Annotated in this window: 19 protein-coding genes; 12 read left to right on the top strand and 7 right to left on the bottom strand. The window is 72.3% G+C overall.

What is annotated here, in order from left to right:
• Positions 1 to 168 precede the first annotated feature (168 nt).
• The 3 genes from ACLZOT_RS06235 to ACLZOT_RS06225 all read left to right on the top strand — a co-directional run bounded on the left by ACLZOT_RS06235 (position 169) and on the right by ACLZOT_RS06225 (position 2,811).
• A complete protein-coding gene (locus tag ACLZOT_RS06235) occupies positions 169 to 1,188 on the top strand; it encodes a lysylphosphatidylglycerol synthase transmembrane domain-containing protein (protein WP_416967711.1) in 1,020 nt (339 codons plus the stop codon).
• An 88-nt stretch (positions 1,189 to 1,276) separates the two neighbouring features.
• Entirely contained in the window at positions 1,277 to 2,554 is a 1,278-nt protein-coding gene (locus tag ACLZOT_RS06230) for a hypothetical protein (protein WP_416967710.1), read from the top strand.
• On the top strand, positions 2,551 to 2,811 hold the full coding sequence (locus ACLZOT_RS06225) for a hypothetical protein (RefSeq protein WP_416967709.1): 261 nt from the start codon (positions 2,551 to 2,553) through the stop codon (positions 2,809 to 2,811). Before ACLZOT_RS06230 ends, ACLZOT_RS06225 begins: the two co-directional genes overlap by 4 nt.
• Here the strand turns inward: ACLZOT_RS06225 and ACLZOT_RS06220 are convergent.
• Positions 2,765 to 5,101: an ATP-binding protein gene (locus ACLZOT_RS06220; protein ID WP_416967708.1), complete on the bottom strand. Its 2,337-nt coding sequence runs from the start codon at positions 5,099 to 5,101 to the stop codon at positions 2,765 to 2,767. The two genes, ACLZOT_RS06225 and ACLZOT_RS06220, sit on opposite strands and share 47 nt — an antisense overlap.
• A 184-nt stretch (positions 5,102 to 5,285) precedes the next feature.
• Between ACLZOT_RS06220 and ACLZOT_RS06215 the strand changes: the two genes are divergently transcribed.
• Positions 5,286 to 8,303: a tetratricopeptide repeat protein gene (locus ACLZOT_RS06215; RefSeq protein ID WP_416967707.1), complete on the top strand. Its 3,018-nt coding sequence runs from the start codon at positions 5,286 to 5,288 to the stop codon at positions 8,301 to 8,303.
• 241 nt (positions 8,304 to 8,544) lie between these two features.
• Here ACLZOT_RS06215 and msrB read toward each other — a convergent pair whose 3' ends face one another.
• The 4 genes from msrB to ACLZOT_RS06195 all read right to left on the bottom strand — a co-directional run bounded on the left by msrB (position 8,545) and on the right by ACLZOT_RS06195 (position 11,821).
• A complete protein-coding gene (gene msrB / locus ACLZOT_RS06210; RefSeq protein WP_416967706.1) occupies positions 8,545 to 8,952 on the bottom strand; it encodes a peptide-methionine (R)-S-oxide reductase MsrB in 408 nt (135 codons plus the stop codon).
• 1 nt (position 8,953) lies between these two features.
• The gene (gene murC / locus ACLZOT_RS06205) at positions 8,954 to 10,345 is read right to left on the bottom strand and encodes a UDP-N-acetylmuramate--L-alanine ligase (RefSeq protein ID WP_416967705.1); all 1,392 of its coding nucleotides are present in this window, start codon (positions 10,343 to 10,345) and stop codon (positions 8,954 to 8,956) included.
• Positions 10,346 to 10,413: 68 nt separating this feature from the next.
• Complete coding sequence (locus ACLZOT_RS06200; RefSeq protein WP_416967704.1) at positions 10,414 to 10,887, bottom strand: indole-3-glycerol phosphate synthase; 474 nt, start codon at positions 10,885 to 10,887, stop codon at positions 10,414 to 10,416.
• 151 nt (positions 10,888 to 11,038) lie between these two features.
• Complete coding sequence (locus ACLZOT_RS06195) at positions 11,039 to 11,821, bottom strand: pyrimidine reductase family protein (protein WP_416967703.1); 783 nt, start codon at positions 11,819 to 11,821, stop codon at positions 11,039 to 11,041.
• On the opposite strand from ACLZOT_RS06195, the gene zapE reads away from it, so the two are divergent.
• The 5 genes from zapE (at position 11,820) to ACLZOT_RS06170 (ending at position 18,361) form a co-directional block, all read left to right on the top strand.
• Entirely contained in the window at positions 11,820 to 12,965 is a 1,146-nt protein-coding gene (zapE, locus tag ACLZOT_RS06190; protein ID WP_416967702.1) for a cell division protein ZapE, read from the top strand. The genes ACLZOT_RS06195 and zapE overlap by 2 nt on opposite strands.
• Positions 12,966 to 13,645: 680 nt before the next feature.
• Positions 13,646 to 14,227 carry a carbonic anhydrase gene (locus ACLZOT_RS06185; RefSeq protein ID WP_416967701.1) on the top strand — a complete coding sequence of 194 codons (582 nt, stop codon included), beginning with the start codon at positions 13,646 to 13,648 and terminating at the stop codon, positions 14,225 to 14,227.
• 8 nt (positions 14,228 to 14,235) lie between these two features.
• On the top strand, positions 14,236 to 15,714 hold the full coding sequence (locus ACLZOT_RS06180) for a SulP family inorganic anion transporter (RefSeq protein WP_416967700.1): 1,479 nt from the start codon (positions 14,236 to 14,238) through the stop codon (positions 15,712 to 15,714).
• 331 nt (positions 15,715 to 16,045) lie between these two features.
• Positions 16,046 to 17,401, top strand: coding sequence for an alkaline phosphatase PhoX (locus ACLZOT_RS06175; protein ID WP_416967699.1), 1,356 nt, complete (start codon positions 16,046 to 16,048; stop codon positions 17,399 to 17,401).
• Positions 17,402 to 17,497: 96 nt separating this feature from the next.
• Positions 17,498 to 18,361 (top strand): polysaccharide deacetylase family protein, encoded by an 864-nt coding sequence (locus ACLZOT_RS06170; protein WP_416967698.1) that lies wholly within the window; start codon positions 17,498 to 17,500, stop codon positions 18,359 to 18,361.
• Between the two features lie 152 nt (positions 18,362 to 18,513).
• On the opposite strand, the gene ACLZOT_RS06165 is transcribed toward ACLZOT_RS06170, so the two are convergent.
• Entirely contained in the window at positions 18,514 to 19,188 is a 675-nt protein-coding gene (locus tag ACLZOT_RS06165) for an ABC transporter (protein WP_416967697.1), read from the bottom strand.
• Entirely contained in the window at positions 19,188 to 20,033 is an 846-nt protein-coding gene (locus ACLZOT_RS06160) for an ABC transporter ATP-binding protein (protein WP_416967696.1), read from the bottom strand. The genes ACLZOT_RS06165 and ACLZOT_RS06160 overlap by 1 nt, the downstream gene beginning before the upstream one ends.
• Before the next feature lie 44 nt (positions 20,034 to 20,077).
• On the opposite strand from ACLZOT_RS06160, the gene ACLZOT_RS06155 reads away from it, so the two are divergent.
• From ACLZOT_RS06155 to ACLZOT_RS06145, 3 genes are all read left to right on the top strand, one after another.
• A complete protein-coding gene (locus ACLZOT_RS06155) occupies positions 20,078 to 20,773 on the top strand; it encodes an aminoacyl-tRNA hydrolase (RefSeq protein ID WP_416967695.1) in 696 nt (231 codons plus the stop codon).
• Positions 20,774 to 20,821: 48 nt separating this feature from the next.
• Positions 20,822 to 21,613 carry an SAM-dependent methyltransferase gene (locus ACLZOT_RS06150; protein WP_416967694.1) on the top strand — a complete coding sequence of 264 codons (792 nt, stop codon included), beginning with the start codon at positions 20,822 to 20,824 and terminating at the stop codon, positions 21,611 to 21,613.
• Between the two features lie 254 nt (positions 21,614 to 21,867).
• Positions 21,868 to 23,403 carry a DUF692 family multinuclear iron-containing protein gene (locus ACLZOT_RS06145; RefSeq protein WP_416967858.1) on the top strand — a complete coding sequence of 512 codons (1,536 nt, stop codon included), beginning with the start codon at positions 21,868 to 21,870 and terminating at the stop codon, positions 23,401 to 23,403.
• The last annotated feature ends 82 nt before the right edge of the window (positions 23,404 to 23,485 follow it).

Genomic DNA, 23,485 nt, shown 5'->3' with positions numbered 1-23,485 from the left:
CGGAGGGGAATCTCTCCCTCATCCCCTCCCCACACCGGTGACGGTCCAGGGGGCGCGCGAGAGCCCTCGTACGCCCCACCGCTCACACCCGGACCGGCACCGCCCGCACCTCGCCCCCTCCCGCACGCCCCACGCGGGAGGGGGCGACGCGAAAGGACGAAGCGCCCCGTGACCGTGCTGCCGACCACGAAGACGCTGTACGACGAGACAGCCCCGCTCCCGACGACCGCGACGGCCGGGCCGAAGAACCCCGCCGCGAGCCGCCATGTCCGCCGGGCGATCAGCCTGCTGCCGCTGCTGTTCCTGGTCATCTGGGCGGCGCTGGACTGGCACACGGTCCGCGACGGCGCGACCCGCCTGACCGGCGCGGACCCCTGGTGGCTGCTGGCCGGGGCGGGCTTCACGTTCCTGGGCTGCGTCGCGGCGTCGTTCATCCGCCAGGGCGCCCTGCTGGACCGCCTCCCGCCGGGCCCCCTGCTGGCCTCCCAGTTCGCGGCGGGCGCGGCGAACCACGTCCTGCCCGCGAGCCTGGGCGCCCACGCGGTCACGCTCCGCTTCCTCCAGCGCCAGGGCGTCCCCCTCCCCCGCGCGACGGCCTCCCTGGCCCTCTACTCCCTGGCCCGAGCCGTGGCCAAGACCCCGGTGGTCCTGGCCTTCGTGATAGCGGCCCCGAACGCCGTACGCCCCGAGGCCCTCCTCCCCAACGGCCGCGCCCTGATGGCCGCGGTGACCGGCATCCTCCTGATCCCCGCGGCGGCGGCCCTGGTCCTGGCGGCGTTCCGTCCTCTACGCCGTCCCACGGTGGACTTCGTCCGCACCGCCCTCACGGGCGTGAAGGGCATCCACTCCCGCCCGTCCCGCTTCCTCTCCCTGTGGGGCGGCGCCATGGCGGCCCCCCTGATCCAGGCGGCGATCGTCGCCTCGGTGGGCACGTCCCTGGACCTCCCCCTGTCCTGGCTCCAGCTGGCCTTCGCCTACCTCGCCGCCAGCACAGCCGCAGGCGCCGTCCCGGCCCCCGGCGGCATAGGTCCCCTCGACGCAGCCCTCATCCTCACCCTCGCCGGCTACGGCACTCCCCTCTCCCTCGCCACAGCCACGGTCCTCGGCTACCGCGTCCTGACGGTCTGGGTCCCCCTGCTGCCGGGAATGCTGGTGATGTCGGCGATGGTGCAGCGAGAGCTGCTGTAACCCCCGAACCGCCTCTGCAAGGTTTCCGCAAGCCCCCTGCAAGGATTCCGTCGCACCGCCCGGGCACCTCCCCTGACGGAGCACATTCATGACGGGTACGACACGGGGGTACCACATGAACCAGAGCACCACGCGGACATCCGCGGAAACCCTTCCCACGACCGGCGCCTCGCAGTGGCTCACGCTGCCGCACTGCAAGCGTGTCCTGGTCGTCGTCCACACGGAGGTGTATGGAAAGCGGCTGCACGACATCCTGCCCCTGCTGGAGTCCGACCTGCGGATCCAGGTCGAGTTCACGATCGCGCCGCACGCGTTCAATCCGGGGGCGGTACGGTCCGTGCCGGCGCGGCACGGGGGGCTGATCCCGTGGGAGACGGCGGTGCGCGGGCGGTACGACCTGGTGATCGCCGCCGGGTCGCAGGGACTGCACCTGCTGGACGGCCCGCTGCTGCGGCTGCCGCACGGCGCGGGCCACATCAAGCTGACCCACCCGGACGACGACCGCCATCCCGGTGCGCCACGGACCGTGGAAGGGCTGGGCCGGCGGTATCTGGTGCGGGACGGGCGGGTGGTCCCGGCGGCGCTGGCCCTCGCCCACCACGACGACCTGGACACGCTGCGCCGCCACTGCCCCGAGGCGCTGCCGGTCGCCGAGGTGGTCGGGGACTCCTCGTACGACCTGTTGAAGGCCGGGTTGCGCAGGCGTCCCCGGATCAGGGCGGCGCTGGGGCTGCGCCGGGGGCAGAAGCTGGTGGTGGTCTCCTCCACCTGGGGTTCGGGGTCCAGTTTCAACCGGCTGGACGCCCTGCTGCCCCGGTTGCTGAGCGAGCTGGACCCGGCGGCGTTCAGGGTCGCCGTGCTGATCCATCCCAACGTCTGGTCCGGGCACGGCGACTGGCAGGTCCGGTCGTGGCTCTCGGCGGCACGCGGCCACGGCATCGCGGTCGTCCCGCCACAGGCCGACTGGCGTGCCGCGGTGATCGCCGCCGACTGGCTGATCGGCGACCACGGCTCGGTGACGCTGTACGCGACGCTCGCCCGCGTGCCCATCCTGCTCGCCCGCTTCCCTCAGGAGGACATCGACCCCCACTCGCCCATCTCCGAACTGGCGCGTGTCGCACCGGCGTTGTCGGCCGGCCACCGGCTCGCGGAACAGCTCGCCTACGCGCGCGCCACCTACCCGGCGGACGACTACGCCCGGATCGCCCGCCACCTGTCCTCCGAGCCGGGCCGGTTCGGCCGCAACCTGCGGAAGGTGATGTACCGGCTGCTGGGCCTCCCGGAACCCGCACACCCTCCGGTCCTGCCGCCGCTGCCGCTCCCCGCCCCGCTGTGGGAGACGGCGCACGGCGAGGTGTCGGCGTGAGCGGCCTGCTGGTCGTCCGGCTGGACGCGGCCGGCGGGGAGAACTGGCGGGAGTGCGCCGACATGCTGTACGCGGCCCGCCCGCTCGCCCTCGACGGGGCCCGCCTGCTGACCGGTCTGACGCTGGAGCGCTATCCGGGCTGCGGGCTGGTCTGTGTGCCCGGCGAGGACGGCGGCTGGGTCCTCGGCACCCGCTCGGGCCTCACCGTCGTCACCCCTCCAAGCGGTCTGTCAGGCGTCGCGCGTCCGCTGCGCTGACCGGCCGGTAGCGGGTCAGGGACTCGGTGTACAGGTCCCTGGCCCGCTCCGTGTCACCGCGTTCCTCGGCGCCCTGTCCGAGCATCTCCAGGGTCCGCGCCTGCCAGTGAACGGAGCCGGTCTCCTCGAACTCGGCGAGAGCTCGCAGGAGTTGACTCTCCGCCAGGTCGTGCAGACCGACGCGGGCATGGGCCCGGCCCAGGAACGCCAGCGCTCTGGCGGCGTCGTACGGGTCGTTCTCCTGAAGGAGTTCGGCGCGTGCCTCGCGCAGGTGGGGCAGGGCCTCGTCCGGTCTGTCGTCGGCGAGGGCGACGTCTCCGAGGCAGATACGGGTCAGGGCGGCGCCGCGCCGGTAGCCGATCTCCTCCCGCAGGGTGAGGGCCTCGGCGAAATGGCGGCGGGCCTCGGTGAGACGTCCGGCGAGCCGGTGGGTCTGGCCGAGCCCGTAGAGCGCCTGCGCCTCGGCCCGCCGGGCGGTGCCCCCGCCGGCGGCCGTCTCCTCCCGTGCGAGGTCGAGTGCCTCCTGTTCCCAGGCGATGGCGTCGTCGTAGCGGCCCGCATTGTTGAGGGCGATTCCTCCGGAGGTCAGCATGCGGCTGACCCCGTCCCGGTCCCCCACCCGCCGAGCCGCCCCGAGCCCGATCTCATGCGCCTCAATCCACAGGTCGTAAGGTCTGATCCGCAAGAAGTACGGCCATAACGCATCCGCGAGCTGCCAGGCGGCCGCATCCTGCCCCCGTCGCGCGCAGTCGCGCAGGACTGCCATGAGCGCCGCACTCTCCTCACCCAGCCACCGCAACGCCCCGGCCGCGTCGGCGAACGGGGCCGGCGAGGGCGGCCCCGTGTAGTCGCGGCGCAACGTGCGATGGCTGGGACTGAGCAGCGCCTCCGCGGCCGTCGCGACGGACAGATAGTGGTCGACGGCCCGCCGCCGCGCCCGGTCGAGGCCCTCGGCGCTCTCCTCGGCGGCCGCACGCTCCCGGGCGTGCAGTCGAAGCAGGTCGTGGAAGCGGTGCCGGTCGGGCCCGAGATCCTCCAGCAGGTTCGCCTCGACCAGCGCGTCGAGCATCCGTTCCGCGTCACCGGCCCCGACATCGAGGACGGCCGCGGCGACAGCCGTGGAGAAGAACGGCACCGGCAGCAGCCCCAACCTGCGGTATCCAGCCGCGAGTTCGGGCGCCAGCAGGCGGTACGACTCCTGGAGCGCGGCCCGTACGGCGGACTCCCCCTCGATACTCAGCGCGTCCAGCGCGCTTTCGTCGCCGCCGCCGAGCGCCCGAGCCATCACGGCGAGCGGCTGGCGGGGCCGGGCGGCGACCCGGGCGCCCGCGACGCACGCCGCGAGCGGCAGGCCCGCGCAGGCCCGTGCCATGGTCAGCGCGGCCTCCGGCTCCCGCCGGACGCGGTCGGCGCCGACCCGACGGCTGAGCAGTTCCATCGTCTCCCGGGTGGCCAGCGCGGGCAGTTCGAGGAAGGAGGCGCCCTCGGGGCCGAGTCCGGTGAGGCGGTTGCGGCTCGTGACGACGGTCACCGCGGCGGCCGAGCCCGGCAGCAGCGGGCGTACCTGCGCCGCGCTGAGCGCGCTGTCGAGCAGCAGCGCCATCCGCCGTCCCGCCGTCGCCGAACGCCACAGTGTCATACGGCCGTTGAGGTCAGCCGGAACCTGGTCGTGGCCGAAGGAACGCAGCAGCCCGAGGAGCAGTTCGCCGGGGCTCACGGGCCCTTCCGGGGAGTGGCCGCGCAGGTCGGCGTACACCTGCCCGTCGGGGAACTCCTGCGCACGGCCGAGCAGCCAGCGCCGGGCCAGGGTCGTCTTCCCCATCCCGGCGGGTCCGCTCACGACGACGGTGACGGGCCCACCGTCCGCCATCAGCCCTTCCAGTCGGGCGAGTTCACCGTCCCGGTTGACGAAGTGCCCGGGCGCCGGGAGGAGTTGGCGGGGTACGGCGGGGGCGGCCGGCGCGTGGAAGTGGATGCCGCCCGAGACGTCGCGGGCCTGGACGACGGGGCCGGTGAGACGGGCGGAGGTGCCGATGGTGTTCTGGACCTGGGGTGCGGGAGCGGCGAGCAGGTCGCGCAGGGCGCGGGCGAGGTGCGGTGACCCGGCCGTACGGCGGGCGAGCGTCTCGGCCAGCAGGCCGAGGTCGTCGAGGGCATCGGAGGCATCGGGGGCCGAGTCGGACAGTTCCTCGGCGAACTCGGCCAGCAACGCGCGTAGCGCGCCGGGCCGGGCGGCGGCCGCCGCCTCCAGGGCCGCCCGCAGTTCTCGCACGGTCTCGGTGTTCGGCATATGCCGTTGCTACCCGGATCCCCCACTTCCAAAAGAAAGCACACAACAATTGGCCATTTTCAGATCAACTATCTTTCATATTTCGCTACTTATCTATCGCGTGCGATTCTTGTCCACTCCGAAGCGGAGGCTGGACCGTCGGACGGGGACGCTGGTGGACTTACGGATTCGCGTGCTGGGGCCGGTGGAACTGCACGCAGACCGACAGATCGACACACTCGGCTCCGCGAAAGAACGCATCCTCCTGGCCGCCCTGGCCCTCGACGCGGGCCGGCCCGTCCCCACGGACACCCTGGTCGACCGGCTGTGGGACGACGGCACCGCGCCCGCACGGCCCCGCGCCAATCTGCACACCTACGTCGCCCGGCTCCGCCGCCGGCTGCGCGACCTGGGCGCCGAGGACCACCTGGTGCCGCGGACCCACTCCTACGCCCTGGACCTCGACCCCGAGCGGGTGGACTGCCACCGCTTCCAGGACCTCGCCGCCCAGGCCCGCACACTCGCCGACCGGGGCGCCGACCGGCAGTCCCTGCGCCTCCTGGACGAGGCCGACACCCTCTGGCGCGGCGAGCCCCTCGCCGGACTGCCCGGCCTCTGGCCCGAACACGCCCGCGGCGTCCTCACCGAACGCCGCCTCGCCGCCCGCCTCACCCGCGCCGACCTCGAACTCCGCGCCGGCCACTACGCCGACCTGGTCCCCGACCTGACCGCCCTGTCCGCCGCCCACCCCACCGACGAGGCCCTCGCCGTCCGCCTCATGACAGCCACCTACGGCTGCGGGCGCCTGGCGGACGCGCTGCGCGTCTACGACACCGTACGGCGCCGCCTCGCCGAGGACCTCGGCGCGGACCCCGGCGAGGCACTCACCCGCCTCCACCACCTGATCCTCAACGGCGCCCCCGCAGAGAGCCTCCCGGTACGCCCCGAACCGACTGTCACCGCACCTCACATCCTGCCGAGCCACGCCGAACTGGTGGGTCGTGAGCGGGAGTTGGCGGCCATCGTCCGGTACGCCGCCACAGCCGCGCCCCGGCACGTCATCGCCCTCCAGACGGTGTCCGGCATGGCGGGGGTGGGCAAATCGGTCCTGGCCATGCACGCCGCCTCGCACCTCACCCCCCGCTACCCCGACGGCCTGGTCCACCTCGACCTGCGCACCCACGCCCCCGGCCAGCAGCCCCTGACCGAAACCTCGGCCCTGACCACCCTGATCCGCGCCTTCGGCGTCCCCACGTCCTCCCTCCCCGGCGACCTCGACGGCCTCGCGACCCTGTGGCGCGGCCTCCTCGGCGACCGCCGAGCGATCGTGATCCTCGACGACGTACGCGACGCACCCCAACTCCGCTCCCTCCTCCCCGGCCCCTCCCCCTCCCTGGTCCTGGTGACGAGCCGCAGACGCCTGACGGGCCTGCCGGGCCTGCACTCCATAGAACTGGACGTCCTGCCGACCGACGACGCCGTCGCCCTCTTCCGCTCGGTGGCCGGCCGGGAACGCACGGGGCAGACGAACGAGGTGACCGACATCGTGCGCCTTACCGGACATCTCCCCCTCGGCATCGAACTCGTCGCGGGACGGCTCGCCTCCCGTCCCGCGTGGACGACCACGCACCTGCTGCGCAGGCTCACGCAGAGCCCGGGACGATTACGGGAGATCCGTGACGGCACGGGCGGAGAAATCGCCGCCGCGTTCGATATTTCGTTCCGCGCGCTCGAACCCAAGGAACAGAGGGCATTCCGGTTTCTCGGACTCCGCTTCGGGCCGACCATCGACGCGTACGCGGTCGCGGCCCTCGCCGACCTTCCCCTGGACGACGCCGAGGACATTCTCGACGCCCTCCTCGACTCGCATTTGATTCTGGAACCCGCCGCCGAACGCTTCGCGCTCCACGATCTCCTGGCCGAATACGCGCGCACACTGGTCATGTCCGAGGAGTCGGACACCGACCGCGCGGAAGCGATCTCCCGCCTCGTCGACTTCTCCCTCCAGGCCGCCGACTCCGCCGACCGCGCCACCTACCCCCGCCGCCTCCGCATCAACCACTCCCCCGCCACCACCCACCGCCTCCCACCCTGGACCGACCCCACCGCCGCCCGCGACTGGCTAGCCGCCGAACGCATCGGCCTCATGGCCGCCGAACGCCACTGCCGCACCACCGGCCACCCCCACGAGGCAGCCCTCCTCGCAAGCGCCCTCGCCGCCTTCCTCGACGACGAGGGCCACTCCGCCGAGTCCTGGCGCATGCACGCGGCTGCCGCCGAGCACTGGCACACGACCCAGGACCCGCACCGGGAGTCACACTCCCTGATCGACCTGGGCAACGCCCTGACAGCTTGCGGCCGTTACCAGGAGGCGCGGACCGCCTACGTCCGGGCCCTGGCCGGCGCCGAAGCCTGCACCGACACCGAGGCGAGCGCGGAAGCACTGCACCAGCTGGGCATCCTCCACTGGCACCTCGGGGAGCTGCCCCAAGCCCTCGCCCGCCAGTCCCGGACGCTGGCTCTGCGCGAGTCAACGGGAGACGAGTGGCAGATCGCCCGATGCCGCAGCAATCTGGGCATAACCCACCTCTACCTGGGAAACTTCGAAGATTCCCAAGAGAATTTCGATGCCGCACTCTCCGGATTCCGAAGGTCGATGGACATGCGCCGATACGCGCGCACGCTGAACAACCTTTCGGACCTCAACCTGCGCACCGGAAAGAAAAGCACAGCCCGAGACCTCCTCCAAGAATCCCTCAGCATCTTCGGCGACATGGAGATTCCCTGGGAAAAGGCCGTCACCCAAGCGAATCTTGCCGCCACCATGGAATCCCCTCAGGACCTCACCGAAATGCTTGACCTGTATCAGGATTCCTTCAGTACTTTCCGTCGGCTCGGCGACCGCCGAAATGCCGCTGACACTCTGCACGCAATGGGAGAAGCTTTCCATTCGGCAGGTCGTTTCACCGAGGCAGCCGACCGGCATCGCCACGCCCTGGAGACGGCCCACGGGGTGGGAGCCACCACGGAAGCCGCCCAGGCCCTGCACGGACTCGCCCTGGCCGAACAGCAGTTGGGGCAGACGGAAGCGGCCGAGGCCCACCTCGTCGAGGCGGTCGCCCTGGCGGAGCGGACGGGAGCGGCACGCGAGACCGCAAAGGCGCGGGAAAGCCTGGCAAAACTGCGCGGGACGCCAGGCACGGACAGCCCCGGCAGAACCTGAGGCAACCCTGAACTGAAATATCAAAAACTTGACAGAGATTCAACGAGTTGCTTCATGATCGCTCCTGTACTACTTTCGCACTGCCGATCGGCAGAATCGAAGTAGAGCCACGCAGGAGGATCGTTGAGCACCATGCTCTATCTCATCACGATTTGCATGCCCTGCATCACGCAGGTCTTCCAAATCTGATGCGAAAGGGTGCGGTGCCCCACCACCGCACCCGGCCCCACCCGGAAAAGCCTCAGTCCTCCGCAGGCGTCAGCCGCAGCGAGATGCTGTTGATGCAGTAACGCTGGTCCGTCGGCGTCGCATATCCCTCACCCTCGAACACATGCCCCAAATGCGACCCGCACCGAGCGCACCGCACCTCCGTGCGGACCATCCCGTGGGACCGGTCCTGGATCAGTTCCACCGCGTCCGTGTCCTTCGGGTCGAAGAAGGACGGCCAGCCGCAGTGGGACTCGAACTTCGTGTCGGAGGTGAAGAGTTCGGCGCCGCAGGCGCGGCAGGAGTACACGCCGGTCGTCTTCGTGTCGGTGTATTCGCCGGTGAAGGCACGTTCCGTCCCGGCCTGCCGCAGGACCGCGTACTCCTCCGGGTTCAGCTCAGCGCGCCATTCCTCGTCGGTCTTCTCGACGTCGTACGCCATGTCAGCCCTTCCGCCGCAGGTGGTCCAGGATCAGCGGGCCCAGGTCGGTGACGTCGCCCGCGCCCATGGTGAGAACGAGATCACCGGCCCGCGCCATTCCCGCGAGGACGGCGGGCGCGGCGGCCTTGTCGTGGACGGCGGTGACGTCGGCGCCTGCGGCACGCGCCGCGTCGATGATGAGGGCGCTGGTGACGCCGGGGACCGGGTCCTCACGGGCGGGGTAGATGTCGAGGACGACGGACGCGTCGGCGAGGGCGAGCGCGTCGCCCATCTCGCGGCCCAGCTCCTGGGTGCGGGAGAAGAGGTGCGGCTGGAAGAGGACGAGAATCCGCGCGTCCCCGGCGGCGGCCCGCATCGCTTCGAGGTCGGCGGTCATCTCGGTCGGGTGGTGCGCGTACGAGTCGATGACCTGTACGCCGTCGGCCTCGCCCTTGAGCTGGAGGCGCCGCTTGACCCCGGTGTACGCGGCGATCGCGGGCGCCAGCTCCTCGGCGGGCACACCCAGCGCGACGCCGGCGGCCAGCGCGGCGACCGCGTTGAGCGCGTAGTGCCGCCCGGGCACGGACACGGCGAAGGTGAGCTGCTCCCCGTCGAGCAGGACGGTGACCTCGCTCTTCAGCCCCTGCGGTACGACGGACAGCACCCGGACATCGGCGTCGGCGGCCTCGCCGTACGTGACGACCCGGACGTCCGACACCCGGCGCGTCAGCTCCCGGGCCCCCTCCTGATCGGCGGAGATCACCAGCGTCCCGCCGGGCACGATCCGCCCCGCGAACGTCACGAAGGAGTCGTAGATCTCCTCCAGGGACGCGTAGTTGGCGTGGTGGTCGAGCTCCACGTTCAGCACGATCGCCACCTCGGGCGCGTACTTGTGGAAGCTGCGGTCGGATTCGTCGGCCTCGGCGACGAAGATCTCCCCGGTGCCGTGCAGGGCGTTGGAGCCGGGCGCGTCGAGGTCGCCGCCGATGGCGTAGGAGGGGTCGCGGCCGAGGGCGGAGAGGGAGACGGCCAGCATGGAGGTGGTCGTGGTCTTGCCGTGGGTGCCGGCGACGGCGATGGGCCGCAGGCCGTCCATCAGGGACGCCAGCGCGTCGGAGCGGTGGACGACCGGGATGCCCAGCTCGGCGGCGCGGACGAGTTCCGGGTTGTCCGCGCGGATCGCCGAGGAGACGACGACACTGCTGGCGTCGTCCGCGAGGTGGGCCGCCGCGTGCCCGATGTGGACGGTCGCGCCGAGCGCCCGCAGCGCCTGCGCCGTCTCGGAGTCCTTCGCGTCGCTCCCGGCGACCTTCGCGCCGCGCTGGGCGAGGATCTTGGCGATCCCGGACATCCCGGCCCCGCCGATCCCGATGAAGTGCGGACGTTCGAGGGAGGCGGGAAGGCCGGGTGCCATGAGCGGTACTCCAGAGGTCGAACCGGAACAGGTCAGTCGGCCTCAACCCTAGCGAAGCCGGTGAACCCCTACGCGTCGCTGTGGGAGAACAGCTTCAGCACCGGTACGCCCACTTTGTGCCGCGCCCGCGAGGCCCAGTCGCGGTGGAAGAACTCCTCCACGTAGTGCGGGTCGGTCAGCACGATCACCTCGTCCGCCCCCACCTCGTCGACCACCCCCCTCAGCGCGTCCAACGGATGGTCCTCGACGAGGGTTCCCACCGCGCTGCTCCCCGCGGAGCGCAGCGCGGTCAGCGACACCTCCAGCGCCCGCGCCCCCACACTGCGCGCGGCCTCCCCCTCGGGGGTCTCCCCTTCGTGGACCGCTTCCTCGATCTCGCCGAGGGCGACGTCGTCGATGGCCCGCAGCAGCCGGTCCGCCTGGTCCCCGCGAGGCTGGAGCAGCACGTGGAAGGTGACCGGCTCGTCGCCGTGCAGGGTCGTGACGAACTCCACGTCGGCGGACGTCAGAGCTTTCTCGATCATCAGAACGCTTGTGAACACCAGTACCCCGCTTCTCCTTCGAGGACCCCCGTGGCCCTGCGGAAACCATCCTTCCCCGTGCTCGCACGGGTTCTGCCGAGTCATAGTCTGCCCACCCGAAGCTAAACGGAACGACACATTCCGCCTTTTCGACAGCTCCGGGGTGTCGGACTCACGTTCCGGAACCCCCCTCTCCCCTTTGATACGGCGCTCGATAGCACCCGAAGAGGAACCCGTCCTCCTCCAAAAGGGACGTCAGTGCGAAGCGCCGCGGCACCTCGACGGGCGGCCCGTCGGTGATGCGCTGGGCCCCTCCTGCCGTGAGCATCGGCGAGAGCGCGAGGCACAGCTCGTCGAGCACCCCGGCGGCGACGAACTGCCCGAGCAGCCGGGGCCCGCCCTCGGTGAGCAGCCGTACGAAGCCCCGCTCACCGAGCGCGAAGGGCACCCGCGCCGGATCCACCCCCGCCCCGTCCCCGGCGACGAGCACCTCGACCCCCGCCGCGCGCGCCTCGGCGACCCGCCCGGCATCCGCGCCCGCGCCGGTCAGCAGCAGCGTCGGCACGAGCGGCGAGGTGAACAGCGGCAGCGAGAAGTCGAGATCGAGGCTGGCGGAGACGACGGCGACGGCGGGCGCGGGCGTCTGTCCGGCGGCGGCCCGGCGTGCGGCGAACTCCGCCCGCGCGCGGGCGGGCCGGTACCCCTCCTGCCGCACGGTCTGCGCGCCCACCACGACGACGTCCGCGAGCCCCCGCAACGTACCGAAGATCCGCATGTCGCCGGGGCCCGAGATCGGCCGGGAGCGGCCGTCGTGCTGGCCGGCGCCGTCGAGGGTGGAGACCATGTTGGCGCGCAGCCACACCCCGGAGGGATACGCGTACGCGTCCGCCAGCTCGTCGAGGCTCCACTCCCCGGCGGCGGGTGTCTGGTCGGTCACAGGGAACAGGCGTCGCATGCCAGGCAGTCTTACACGCCCCTTAGCATGGGTAACCGTGTCCTCCACCGCCTCCGGCATCGATCCGATAGCCCACGCCGCGCCCGTCTCCCTGTGCGCGCGTGAGCCGTACGTCCCCGCGGACCGTCTGGTCGCCGAGATGGTCCCGCCGCCGCGGTTCGACTCGGTGCGCTTCGGGACGTACCTGCCGGACCCGAACCAGCCGAGCCAGACCGAGGCCGTCGGGATCCTGGAGTCGTTCGCGACGGGCCTGGGCGGCGCGCACGCGACGGGTACCGCCAAACGGGGGTTCTTCGGCTTCGGCAAGGCGTTCGGCAAGGCCGGGCCCAAGGCGCCGGCCGGTCCCCGGGGCGTCTACCTGGACGGCGGCTACGGCGTCGGCAAGACCCACCTCCTCGCCTCCCTGTGGCACGCGGCCCCGGCCGAGCCGTCCCTCAAGGCGTTCGGGACGTTCGTCGAGCTGACGAACCTGGTCGGCGCGCTCGGCTTCCAGCAGACCGTGCAGACCCTCTCGGGCCACCGCCTGCTGTGCATCGACGAGTTCGAGCTGGACGACCCGGGTGACACGGTCCTCGTCTCCACCCTCCTGCGCCGCCTGGTCGAGGCGGGCGTCGCGCTCGCCGCCACCTCCAACACGCTCCCCGGCAAGCTCGGCGAGGGCCGGTTCGCGTCCGCCGACTTCCTGCGCGAGATCCAGGGCCTGTCCGCGCACTTCCGCGCGCTGCGCATCGACGGCGAGGACTACCGCCACCGCGGCCTGCCGGACGCGCCCGCGCCGTACGGCGACGAGGTCGTCACGAAGGCCGCGTACGCCGCCGAGGGCGCCTCCCTGGACGCGTTCCCCGCTCTCCTGGAGCACCTCGCGAAGGTCCACCCGAGCCGTTACGGCGCCCTGACGGACGGTCTGAAGGCGGTCTGCCTGACGGACGTCGGCCCGGTCCCGGACCAGTCGACGGCCCTGCGCCTGGTGGTCCTCGCGGACCGGCTGTACGACCGCGAGGTGCCCGTGCTGGCCTCGGGGCTGCCGTTCGACCGGCTGTTCAGCGAGGAGATGCTGAACGGCGGGTACCGCAAGAAGTACTTCCGTGCCATCTCCCGCCTCACGGCCCTCGCCCGTGACGCGAAGCGGCTCACCGAGAGCTGACTCACACTCACCCGGCGCCTGTCAAGGGTGAGTTCACGTCATCCGCACCACCTTTTTGAGGCGGTCTCCCGCTCGAAACGCTGAGTTAACCCTGCAAAGCTCTTTGCAGGGTTAATGTGTTTCTTGACCAGTCATTGACCAATCGTTGGTGCTGACTAGAAGCGTGGAGACATCGGAGGGGGGCACATGTTCCGAGGTGGGAGGGCCCGGACGGGCATGGCGCTCATCGCGGCGTTCCTGCTCGCGCTCCCCTTTTTCACCATTGCGTCTCCCTTCGCACACGCGCACACGGCCCGTCACGCACAGGCCAAAGCTCAGCCCGGAATGCACCCCCTGGGCATCGCGCTGCGCGACGTCAAAGTCACCACCCGCGACTGTGACCGGTCCGGGGGTCCTGCGGGTCCGCTGCGCACCCGCGACCGAAACCGCGCCACCCTGACCGCCGACTCGGCTCCCTCCGAGCCCGAGCGGGTACAGGTGGCGCAGGATCCCGCGGCCGCGCACCCGGCAGGTTTGCCCGGTGCGGACCGCCACCGCCCGTCGAGATCCTCGGCGAGCCACTCTCCGGCGGCGCTCCAGGTCTTCCGCTGCTGAGAGAGCTGGGCAGAACAGAGCAGTTCCCCCACCCTGTCCTGCACGTCCGACGCGCCCCCACGCGCGCCAGGAGGAGTCACCACATCATGCAGCCCCTCATCGACAACGCCCGTACGTTCGGACAGCGCCCTGAGGAGTTCGCCAAACTCGCAGAAGGCCAGTCCCCTCAGGTCCTCTTCGTCACCTGCTCCGACTCGCGGGTCGTCCCCGCCCTGATCACGGGCGCCCGCCCCGGCGAGCTCTTCGAGCTGCGCACCGCGGGCAACATCGTCCCCCCGTACGGCACCGGCGCCCCCTCGGGCGAGGCCGCGACCATCGAGTACGCCGTGGAGGTCCTCGGCGTGCGGGACATCGTCGTGTGCGGTCACTCGCACTGCGGCGCGGTCGGCGCCCTCGTCCGCGGTGACGACCTGGACGCCGTACCGGCCGTCCGCGACTGGCTGGCGCACGCCGCCGACGAGCCCGACGCGACCGAGCCGTCCGATCCGACCGTCGCCCGCGCGGTCCAGAACCACGTCCTCGCGCAGATCCTGCGGCTGCGGTCCTACCCGTGCGTCGAGAAGCGGCTCGCCGACGGCCGGCTGACCGTGCGCGGCTGGTACTACGAGGTCCACACCGGCGCCGTGCAGGAGCACGACGTCGCCACCGACCGCTTCCAGGCTCTGTGAGCGGCCCGATGACCACTTCCCAGAACACCCGCATATCCCGTTTCCCGCACCTCAAGGAGGATTTCGCGGCCTCCCTGGTGGTCTTCCTGGTCGCGCTCCCGCTGTGCGTGGGCGTGGCCGTGGCCTCCGGGGTACCGGCCGAACTCGGCCTGATCACCGGCATCGTCGGCGGGATCGTCACCGGACTCATGCGGGGCTCCAGCCTCCAGGTGTCCGGCCCCGCCGCGGGCCTCACCGTCCTCGTCTTCGAGGCGGTACGGGAGTTCGGCCTCCCCGCGCTCGGTGTCATCGTCCTCGTCTCGGGCGCCCTCCAGATCACCATGGGCGTCCTCAAACTGGGCCGCTACTTCCGGGCGATCTCCGTCTCCGTCGTCGAAGGCATGCTGGCCGGAATCGGTCTCGTGCTGATCGCCGGTCAGCTGTATTCGCTCATCGGTACGAAGGCTCCCGAGTCGGGGCTCGGCAAGATCGCCGGGCTGCCCGAGGCGTTCGTGGACGCGGCGGGCTCCACCGCCGCGCTGTCCTCACTGGCGCTCGGCGCGGGAACCATCGCCGTCCTCGTCCTGTGGAAGCGGATGCCGGCCAAGGTCCGTACGGTGCCCGGTCCGCTCGCCGCGGTCGGGCTCGCGACGGCCGCCGCGCTCGTCCTCGATCTGCCGGTCGCCACCGTCGAGGTCAAGGGTCTGCTGGACTCCATCCAGCCGCCCTCCCTCGGCGCGTTCGGCGAACTCGGCTCCATCGGGCTGCTCGGTACGGTCGTCGCGTTCACGTTGATCGCGTCCGCCGAGTCGTTGTTCAGCGCGGCGGCCGTGGACCGGCTGCACGACGGTCCACGCACCGAGTACGACAAGGAGCTCATCGCGCAGGGCGCGGGCAACACGATCTGCGGGGCCCTCGGGGCGCTCCCCATGACCGCCGTCATCGTCCGCAGCGCGGCCAACGTCCAGGCGGGCGCCCGCACCAAGGCGTCCCGCGTCCTGCACGGGGTGTGGCTCCTGCTCTTCGCCGCCCTGTTCCCCGACCTCCTCGCGTACATCCCCATCCCCGCGCTGGCCGGCATCCTCGTCCACGCGGGCGCGAAGCTGGTCCCCGTCCGTGCGATCGCCTCTCTCTGGCGCGAGCACCGGGGCGAGGCCCTCATCCTGGTCGCCACCGCCGTCTCCATCGTCGCGGTGAGCATGTTCGAGGGCGTCCTCATCGGCCTCGCGCTGGCCGTCGCGAAGACCGCCTGGGAGGCGTCCCACATCAAACTGGAGGTGATCGACAAGGGCGCGGGCCCTGTCCAGGCGTACCTGTCGGGCAACGCGACCTTCCTGCGCCTCCCGAAGATCCTGGACTCCCTGGAGTCCCTCCCGCAGGACCGTCCCGTGGAACTGGACCTCTCCGGCCTCCACCACCTCGACCACGCCTGCCGCACCGCACTGGAGAGCTGGGCCGAGAGGCACAGCGCGGTGGGGACGGAACCGGTAAGGGTCACGGCGGGCTGATTCACCGTCAGGGGTGCGGGAGGTTCTTCAGGGGCGCGGGGCTGTGTCAATGTGCGGCTACCGCCGCGCGGGCGCGACCACCCCCGCCCCCACCCTTTGATGCGGCCCCGAAGGGGCACGCATCTTCAGGGGCGCGGGGAACTGCGCGACCAGCCCCAGCGGCGCCGCACCCTCCAACGGCGAACTCCCGGCACCCCCTTGGGAGCCCCCAACCGTCCGGCCCGGGGAACAGGACACACCCCGGGCCGGGCACGCCGTATTCCCGCAACGCGATCATCCTGATAGACACATGCGTCGTACCGCCCCTGTCCGCCAGCAGGAAGGTCCCCGCATGTCCACGACCCGCCGCCAGGTGCTGCGCAGCAGCGCCGCAGGCATTCTCTTCACCGGCGCTCTCACCGACCTCTTCGCCGGTACGGCCACCGCCGACCCCATCGGCCACCACGGCTACGGCCCCCTCGTCCCGGACCCGGACGGTCTCCTCGACCTCCCCCGCGGCTTCCGCTACCGCGTCCTCTCCCGCGAGGGCGACCAACTCCGCTCGGGCGAGGGCATCGTCCCCTCGAACCACGACGGCATGACAGCGCTCCCGGGAAGAGCGGGCCGCGTGCACCTGGTCCGCAACCACGAGAACCGGGTCACCGCCAAGCACCAGGTCCCGACGGTGGACGGCCTGACGTACGACCCCGCCGGCAAGGGCGGCTGCACAGCCCTCACCCTCTCCCCGCACGGCGACGTCCTCACGGAACGCGTCGCGATCGCCGGCACGGCGGTGAACTGCGCGGGCGGCCCCACCCCGTGGAACACGTGGCTGACCTGCGAGGAGACAGAGGACAAGGCCGGCACGAACGGCTACACCAAGGACCACGGCTACATCTTCGAGGTGGACCCGGCAGACCCCCACCGCACGGGCGCCGTCCCCCTCACCGCGATGGGCCGCTTCCAGCACGAGGCCGTGGCGATCGACCCGTACACCGGCGCCGTCTACGAGACGGAGGACGCCTTCGACCGCCCCTTCGGCCTCTTCTACCGCTTCCTCCCGGCCCGCCCCCTCGGCGGCCCCCGCTCACTGCGCGCGGGTGGCCGGCTCCAGGCGATGCGCGTCCCCGGCGTACCGGACCTCTCCTCGATCCAGGAGCCGGGCACGTCCTTCGGCCGCATCGAGTGGGTGGACGTCCCCGACCCGCAGGCCGTCTCGACCCCGACCCGCCTCCAGGACTACGGCCCGAAGGGCATCACCCACGCCCAGAAGCTGGAGGGCTGTTACTGGGGCGGCCGCAGCGTCTACTTCGTCTCGTCCTTCGCCCACTCGTCGCAGGGCTCCGCCGCCGACCACTTCGGCCAGATCTGGCGGTACGACCCGGCCGACCGCCGCCTGACCCTCGTCGTCGTCTTCGGCCCGGACACGGACATCCAGCTCCCCGGCGAGTCCCCCGACAACATCTGCCTCGCACCGAGCGGTGGCCTGATGGTGTGCGAGGACGGTGACGGGGCGCAGCACGTGTACGGGGTGACGCGGAAGGGGGAGGTGTACGCGATGGCGCGCGGGCGCCAGAACATCGGTACGCCGGACAAGCCCGAGTGGGGCGAGTTCGCGGGGGTGACGTTCTCGCCGGACCGGCGGACGATGTACGTCAACTGCTACACCCCCGGGACGACGTTCGCGGTGACGGGGCCCTGGCGGTAGGTGTGAGGGGGGCCGTCGGCCCCCCTTTTCCCCACCTGAGTGAACCCGTCGGAGCGGCACCCCGGGCATCCGATGTGATTGTCATACCTTCCTACGGTGATCACTCCCGTACGCGCTCTCGCCACCGCCTGCGTCCTCGCCACCGCCCTCACCGCCTGCGGCACCACTCGGGCCGCGAGCCCGTCCGCGGCCCCGGAACGCGCCCCCTCCTCCGCGCCCCCGTCCCCCGCCGCGGCCCCCTCGCTCTCCCCACCCCCCACCCTGGCCGCCGGCCCCTCGGGCCTCACCCCCGTCTTCGAGCACGCCCCCCGGGGCGAGGACCGCACCGTCGCCCTCACCTTCGACGCGGACATGACCGCCGATCAGGGTCCCCGCGCGGCCCGGGGCGAACACTTCGACAACCCGGCGCTGATCTCCACACTCCGCTCGCTGAAGATCCCCGCGACGGTCTTCATGACGGGCCGCTGGGCCGAGGAGTACCCCGACCAGGCCCGCTCGATCGGCCGCGACCCCCTCTTCGAGGTCGCCAACCACTCCTACAGCCACCACGCGTTCACGGACGACTGCTACGGCCTCCCGACGGTCCCGGAAGCGGACATGCGCGCCGACGTGGAGCAGGCGTACGCCGCCTTCCGCAAGGCGGGCGTCCCGCACGCGATGCCCTACTTCCGCTTCCCCGGCGGCTGCTACGACAAGGCGGCCCTGCGCGCGCTGAGCGCGAGCGGCGTCACGGCCGTCCAGTGGGACGTGATCAGCGGCGACGCGTTCGCGACGGACGCGGACGCCGTGGCCCGCCAGGTCCTCGACGGGGTGAAGCCGGGTTCCGTGGTCGTCATGCACTGCACCCGCAGCGCCGCCCCCACCACGGAACGCGCCCTGCGCACGATCGTCCCCGAACTCCGCCGCAAGGGGTACCGCTTCGTGAAGGTCTCCGAGCAGATCAGGGCGGCCGTACGCTGAGGGCATGAGCGAGACGCCGTGTGCGGAGTGCGTGCTGTGCCGGGAGCCGACGGAGTATCCGGCGACGCAGAAGGGGGTCACGCTGTGCCCCGTATGTGAGTGGCAGGAGGCGCAGCGGTCGGCTTGTTCGGGGTGACGTGATCATTCACCCCTCACTCCGCCGCCCTCCGCGACACCAGTCGGCACGCTCCCCACACCACCCCCGCCGACACCGCCGCAGCCGCGATCAGCGGCACCACCGGCATCGGTACCACCGCCTCCCGTGACCCCGTGACCAGGTCGCTGACCGCCGCCTGTGCGGGCGAGCCGCTCACCACGAGCGCCAGCAGCGCGCCCAGCATCAGCGCGGGTACGGCCCGCCCGGGGGACCGCAGGACCGGCCAGGCGCTGATCGCCCCGATCGCCGTACCCAGCAGCGCGCAGGTCAGCGCGGCCAGCGCCCCCGCCCCGGCGGCTTCGAGCACCGGTACCCGGCGCTGGTGGTCCGAGCTGACGGGATCGCTGATCCACGTGACGACGAGCGTCCCGGCCAGCCCGATCCCGGCGGCGGCGCCCCCGCCCACCAGGACGGCTCCGAGGTGCGCCCGCCCGGGCCCCACGGCCGCCGCGACGACGCTCCGCGCGGCGGCCGGCTCGTTGCCGACGCAGATCCGCACCAGCCAGGCCGCGACCGGCAGCAGCGCGGCGGCGGCGTACCCGAGGGAGTCCAGCAGGGGCTGCCCGCCCTGGACGCCGATGCCCAGGAAGACGGCGTACAGCAGGACCGGCGGCAGCCACCGCTGGGACCGCGCCAGCAGCGCCGCCTGATACCGGACGACGGCCCCCATCACACGCCTTCCTTCCGCACGCTCTCCACGTGCCACGGCGGCCGGTCCCCCAGCAGTTCCCGCAGGACGACGTCGGAGTACGCCACCGGCACGCGCACCCGCCACACCCCGCCCTCCTCGACGGCGGACAGCGCCCGCAGCGCCACCTCACCGGGCAGCGCGGCCCCCTCGGCACCCCGCACCTCGACGACGGCACAGGGCCCGTCGACTTCAGCGGCCTCCTCCGTACGCCGCTGAAGTCCTCCGTCCCGTACCGCGTACACCGCGTCGGCCACCCCCGCCAGCCGCCGGGGATCGTGGTCGACGAAGACGACGGCCCCGCCCCCGGCCGTACGCTCCGCGACCGCCCGCTCCAACTCCCCGCGCGCCCCGGCGTCCAGCCCGGTCCACGCCTCGTCCAGCACCAGCAGTTCCGGTTCGGCCACGAACGCCTGCGCCACCGCCACCTTCTGGCTGCTCCCCTTGGACAGCCGCCCCATGGGTGTCCGCGCGAACCCGGCGGCCCCGAACCGCTCCAGCCACTCCCCCGCGACCACGGCGGCCCGCCCCCGCGCGAGCCCGTGGACGGCCCCGAGGTGGGTCAGGTAGGAGACCGGCGTGAAGGGGAGCGCGGCCGGGAAGCGCTCGGGGACGTACGCGGTACGGGGCTTCCCGCTGACCCGGCCCTCGGTGGGCGCGTCGAGCCGGGCCAGCAGTCTCAACAGGGTTGATTCCCCTGTCCCGTTGGCCCCTTCGACACGGGTGAGGGTGCCGGGTGGCAGGTCGAGCCCGATCCCCCGGAGGACCCAGGGCCCGCGCGGGCCGAACCTCCGCCCCACCTGGTCCAGTCGGAGTGCGTGATCCATGGCCGCATCCTCCCTCACCCGGGAGGTCACGTAGCCTGCTCCGGGTGAGCGACAGTCCGTTTCAGTCCGAAGCCAGCCCGCGCGACGAGGCCCCGCAGTTCGTCCTGCCGCTGGTCGTCCGTATCGAACGCGACGCGCCTCCGGCCCGTACCGACGCCCTGGAGACCTCGGCCCGTGCGGTGCTGCGGATCCTGGACGACGCCCGGTCGCACGGCGAGGGCGAGTGGGCGCGAGCGATCGCCGACTGGCAGGACGCGCGGATCCGCAAGGTGGTCCGGCGTGCGCGGGGCGCGGAGTGGCGGCGCGCGGAGGCGCTGGACGGGATCACGGTCACCGGCAAGTCGGCCGAGGTGCGGGTCTTCCCGCCGGTCCCGCTGGACGGCTGGCCCAAGGAGCTGGCCAAGCTGCAGGTCTCCGGCACGGACCTCGACGACCCCGAGCCGCCGTCCGGCGCGGAGGCGGGCGTACCCGTGCTGTGGCTCAACCCGGAGCTCGGCATGTCCGCCGGGAAGACGATGGCCCAGACCGGGCACGCGGCCCAACTCGCCTGGTGGGAGCTGTCCGACGAGCAGCGGACCGCCTGGCGCGACACCGGTTTCGCGCTCGCCGTCCGGACGGCCGGGCCCGAGCGGTGGCGTCGACTGACCACGAGCGGGCTGCCGTTGGTCAGGGATGCCGGCTTCACCGAGATCGCGCCGGGCAGTTGTACGGTCGTCGCGGAACATCCGGCGCTGCTCTGAGAGTTACCGTGAGATCCACAACGGCCGTTCGCAGCACCGGGAGTCGTCATGCCGCTTGACCGTCCGCCGATCAACAGCGAGGTGCCGCACTCCGCGCGCATCTGGAACTACTGGCTCGGCGGCAAGGACTGTTACCAGATCGACCGCCAAGTCGGCGACCAGATCCGGTCGTTGAACCCCGAGATCGTCGACATCGCGCGCGCCCAGCGGGCGTTCCTCAAGCGGGCGGTGGCGTACCTCGCGGGCGAGGCGGGCATCCGGCAGTTCCTCGACGTCGGCACCGGCCTGCCGTCCCACGACAACACCCACGAGGTCGCCCAGTCCGTCGCCCCCGACGCGCGGATCGTGTACGTCGACCACGACCCGGTCGTCCTCCAGCACGCGCACACCCTCCTCGCCGGGACCGCCGAGGGGGCCACCGACTACATCGAGGCCGACCTCCGCGACCCGGCGGCCATCCTGCGCGCCGCCCACGACACCCTCGACTTCGAGCGCCCGATCGCCCTCATGCTGCTCGGCATCGCCGCGCACATCCCGGACGACTCCGCGTACGACCTGGTCGGCGAGTTGAAGTCGGCGCTCCCGGCCGGCAGTCACCTGGTGTTCTGCGACAGCACCGAGGTGTTCCACGCCGCCGAGATGCGCGCGATGGTGGAGCGCTGGAACGAGGCCGGCGACAACCCCCGCGTCAACCGCACCCCGGACCAGCTCGCCCGCTTCTTCGAGGGCTTCGACCTCCTGGAACCGGGTCTGGTCCCGGTCGCCGAGTGGCGGTCCCCGGCGGACTCCGACGAGCGCAAGGACGTGGACAGCTTCGGCGGCGTGGCCCTCAAGCGCTGACCTAGCCCAACCTCAAATGTTCCTCTGAACGCGCCCTGTGAGGGTTCGCCCCGGGGTGACGGGGGTCATACCTCCGTCACCCGCACAGGGGCCGGCACGTCGGAGGAGGGGACATGACGCAGCGAGGGACGAGCGCAGGGCTGACCACAGCGCCACGACCGGGCACGCCCACGCACCTCGGCGCCGCACATCACCCGTTCCGTCTCGGTACGGGTATCGGCTGGCGGCCCGAGATCGCGGACGCGGTCGAGCGGATGCCCGGCGTCGAGTGGGTGGAGGCGGTCGCCGAGAACCTGTGCGTCGGCCACCTCCCCGAGTCCCTCCAGCGGCTGCGCGCGCGGGGCGTCACCGTCGTACCGCACGGCGTCTCCCTGGGGCTCGGAGGTGCGGACCGGCCGGACGAGGGGCGGCTCGCGGCGCTGGCGGAGCGGGCCGTGGCGCTGGGGTCGCCGCTGGTCACCGAGCACATCGCGTTCGTGCGGGCGGGCGGCGCGCTGACCGCGACGGCGACGCTGGAGGCGGGGCACCTGCTGCCCGTGCCGAAGACCCGGGACGCGCTCGACGTCCTGTGCGAGAACATCCGCATCGCCCAGGCCGCCCTCCCGGTCCCCCTCGCCGTCGAGAACATCGCCGCGCTGCTCGCCTGGCCCGGCGAGGAGCTGACCGAGGGCCAGTTCCTGTACGACCTGGCCGACCGGACCGGCGTACGGCTCCTCATCGACGTCGCCAACCTCCACACCAACCACGTCAACCGGGGCGAGGACCCGTCCCGCGCGCTCGCCGAACTCCCCGTCGAGGCCATCGCGTACGTCCACGTCGCGGGCGGCCACCTGAAGGACGGCGTCTGGCACGACTCCCACGCCCACCCGGTCCCCGCCGCCGTCCTGGACCTCCTCACCGCCCTCACCTCCCGCACGGCCCCGCCCGGGGTCCTCCTGGAACGCGACGACAACTTCCCGGACCCTGCGGAGCTGACGGGCGAGCTGGAGGCGATCCGGGAGGCGGTGTCGAGGGGGGCGCTGGCGAGGACGCGTGCGGAGACGTTGGCGGCGGTACGGCCGACGGCGACGGTGGGAGCACGACCGACAGTCCCGACGCGAGTGCGCTCGACAGCCCTGGCGGGCGTGCGCCGGGCAACCTCGACGGAGACGTGCTCGGCGGTACCGGCGCGTGGGCCTCAGGCGACCTCGACGGGCGCGCGCCCGGCAGTCCCGGCGAGGGCGTACTCGGCAGCCCCGACGGCGATACCCCCGACGCCCCTGCCGGACGTGCACCCGATGCTCCCGGAAGACGTGCCGCCGACCACCCCCTCGCCCCACACCCCCGAGCCCTCTCGCCCCGCCCGGCCCCTCCCGGCCACCCTCGCCGGCCTCGCCGATCCCACCCACCCCGCCCGCCAGCGGCTCGCCCTCGCCCAGACCTCCCTGCTCTCCGCCCTCGTCGCCGGCACCCCCGCCCCCGAGGGCTTCGACCGGGTCCGGCTCGCCGTCCAGGCGCGGGCGTTGGCCGCGAAGCGGGCCGGGATCGTCGCGAAGGTCGCGCCCGAGCTGCCGGAGATCCTCGGCGACAGGTACCGCCCGGCGTTCCTGGCGTACGCCAACGCCCGCCCCCTGCGCGGCGGTTACCGCCAGGACGCGCTGGAGTTCGCCGAACACCTCCTCCATGACGGCGACTTCCTCGCGCCGCGCCCCCGCAGGGCCCTGCGGAGCTGGTGGCTGGACAGGTCGGGCCCGGCGCCGAGGAGCGGGAGCCGGCTGGTCCGGACCATGCGCTCGCTGACCGGCCGGTGACGCACCTCTCGTTCACCCCGGCGCGGCCGTTCACACAACACCCCCGGTAAACTACGGATCCCGCACCCGACACACACGAACC

This window comes from Streptomyces sp. 4F14 (genome assembly GCF_048159485.1).
Taxonomy (GTDB): domain Bacteria; phylum Actinomycetota; class Actinomycetes; order Streptomycetales; family Streptomycetaceae; genus Streptomyces.
Note: the sequence above shows the minus strand (reverse complement) of the source record. Positions and strands in the feature narration are given on the sequence as shown.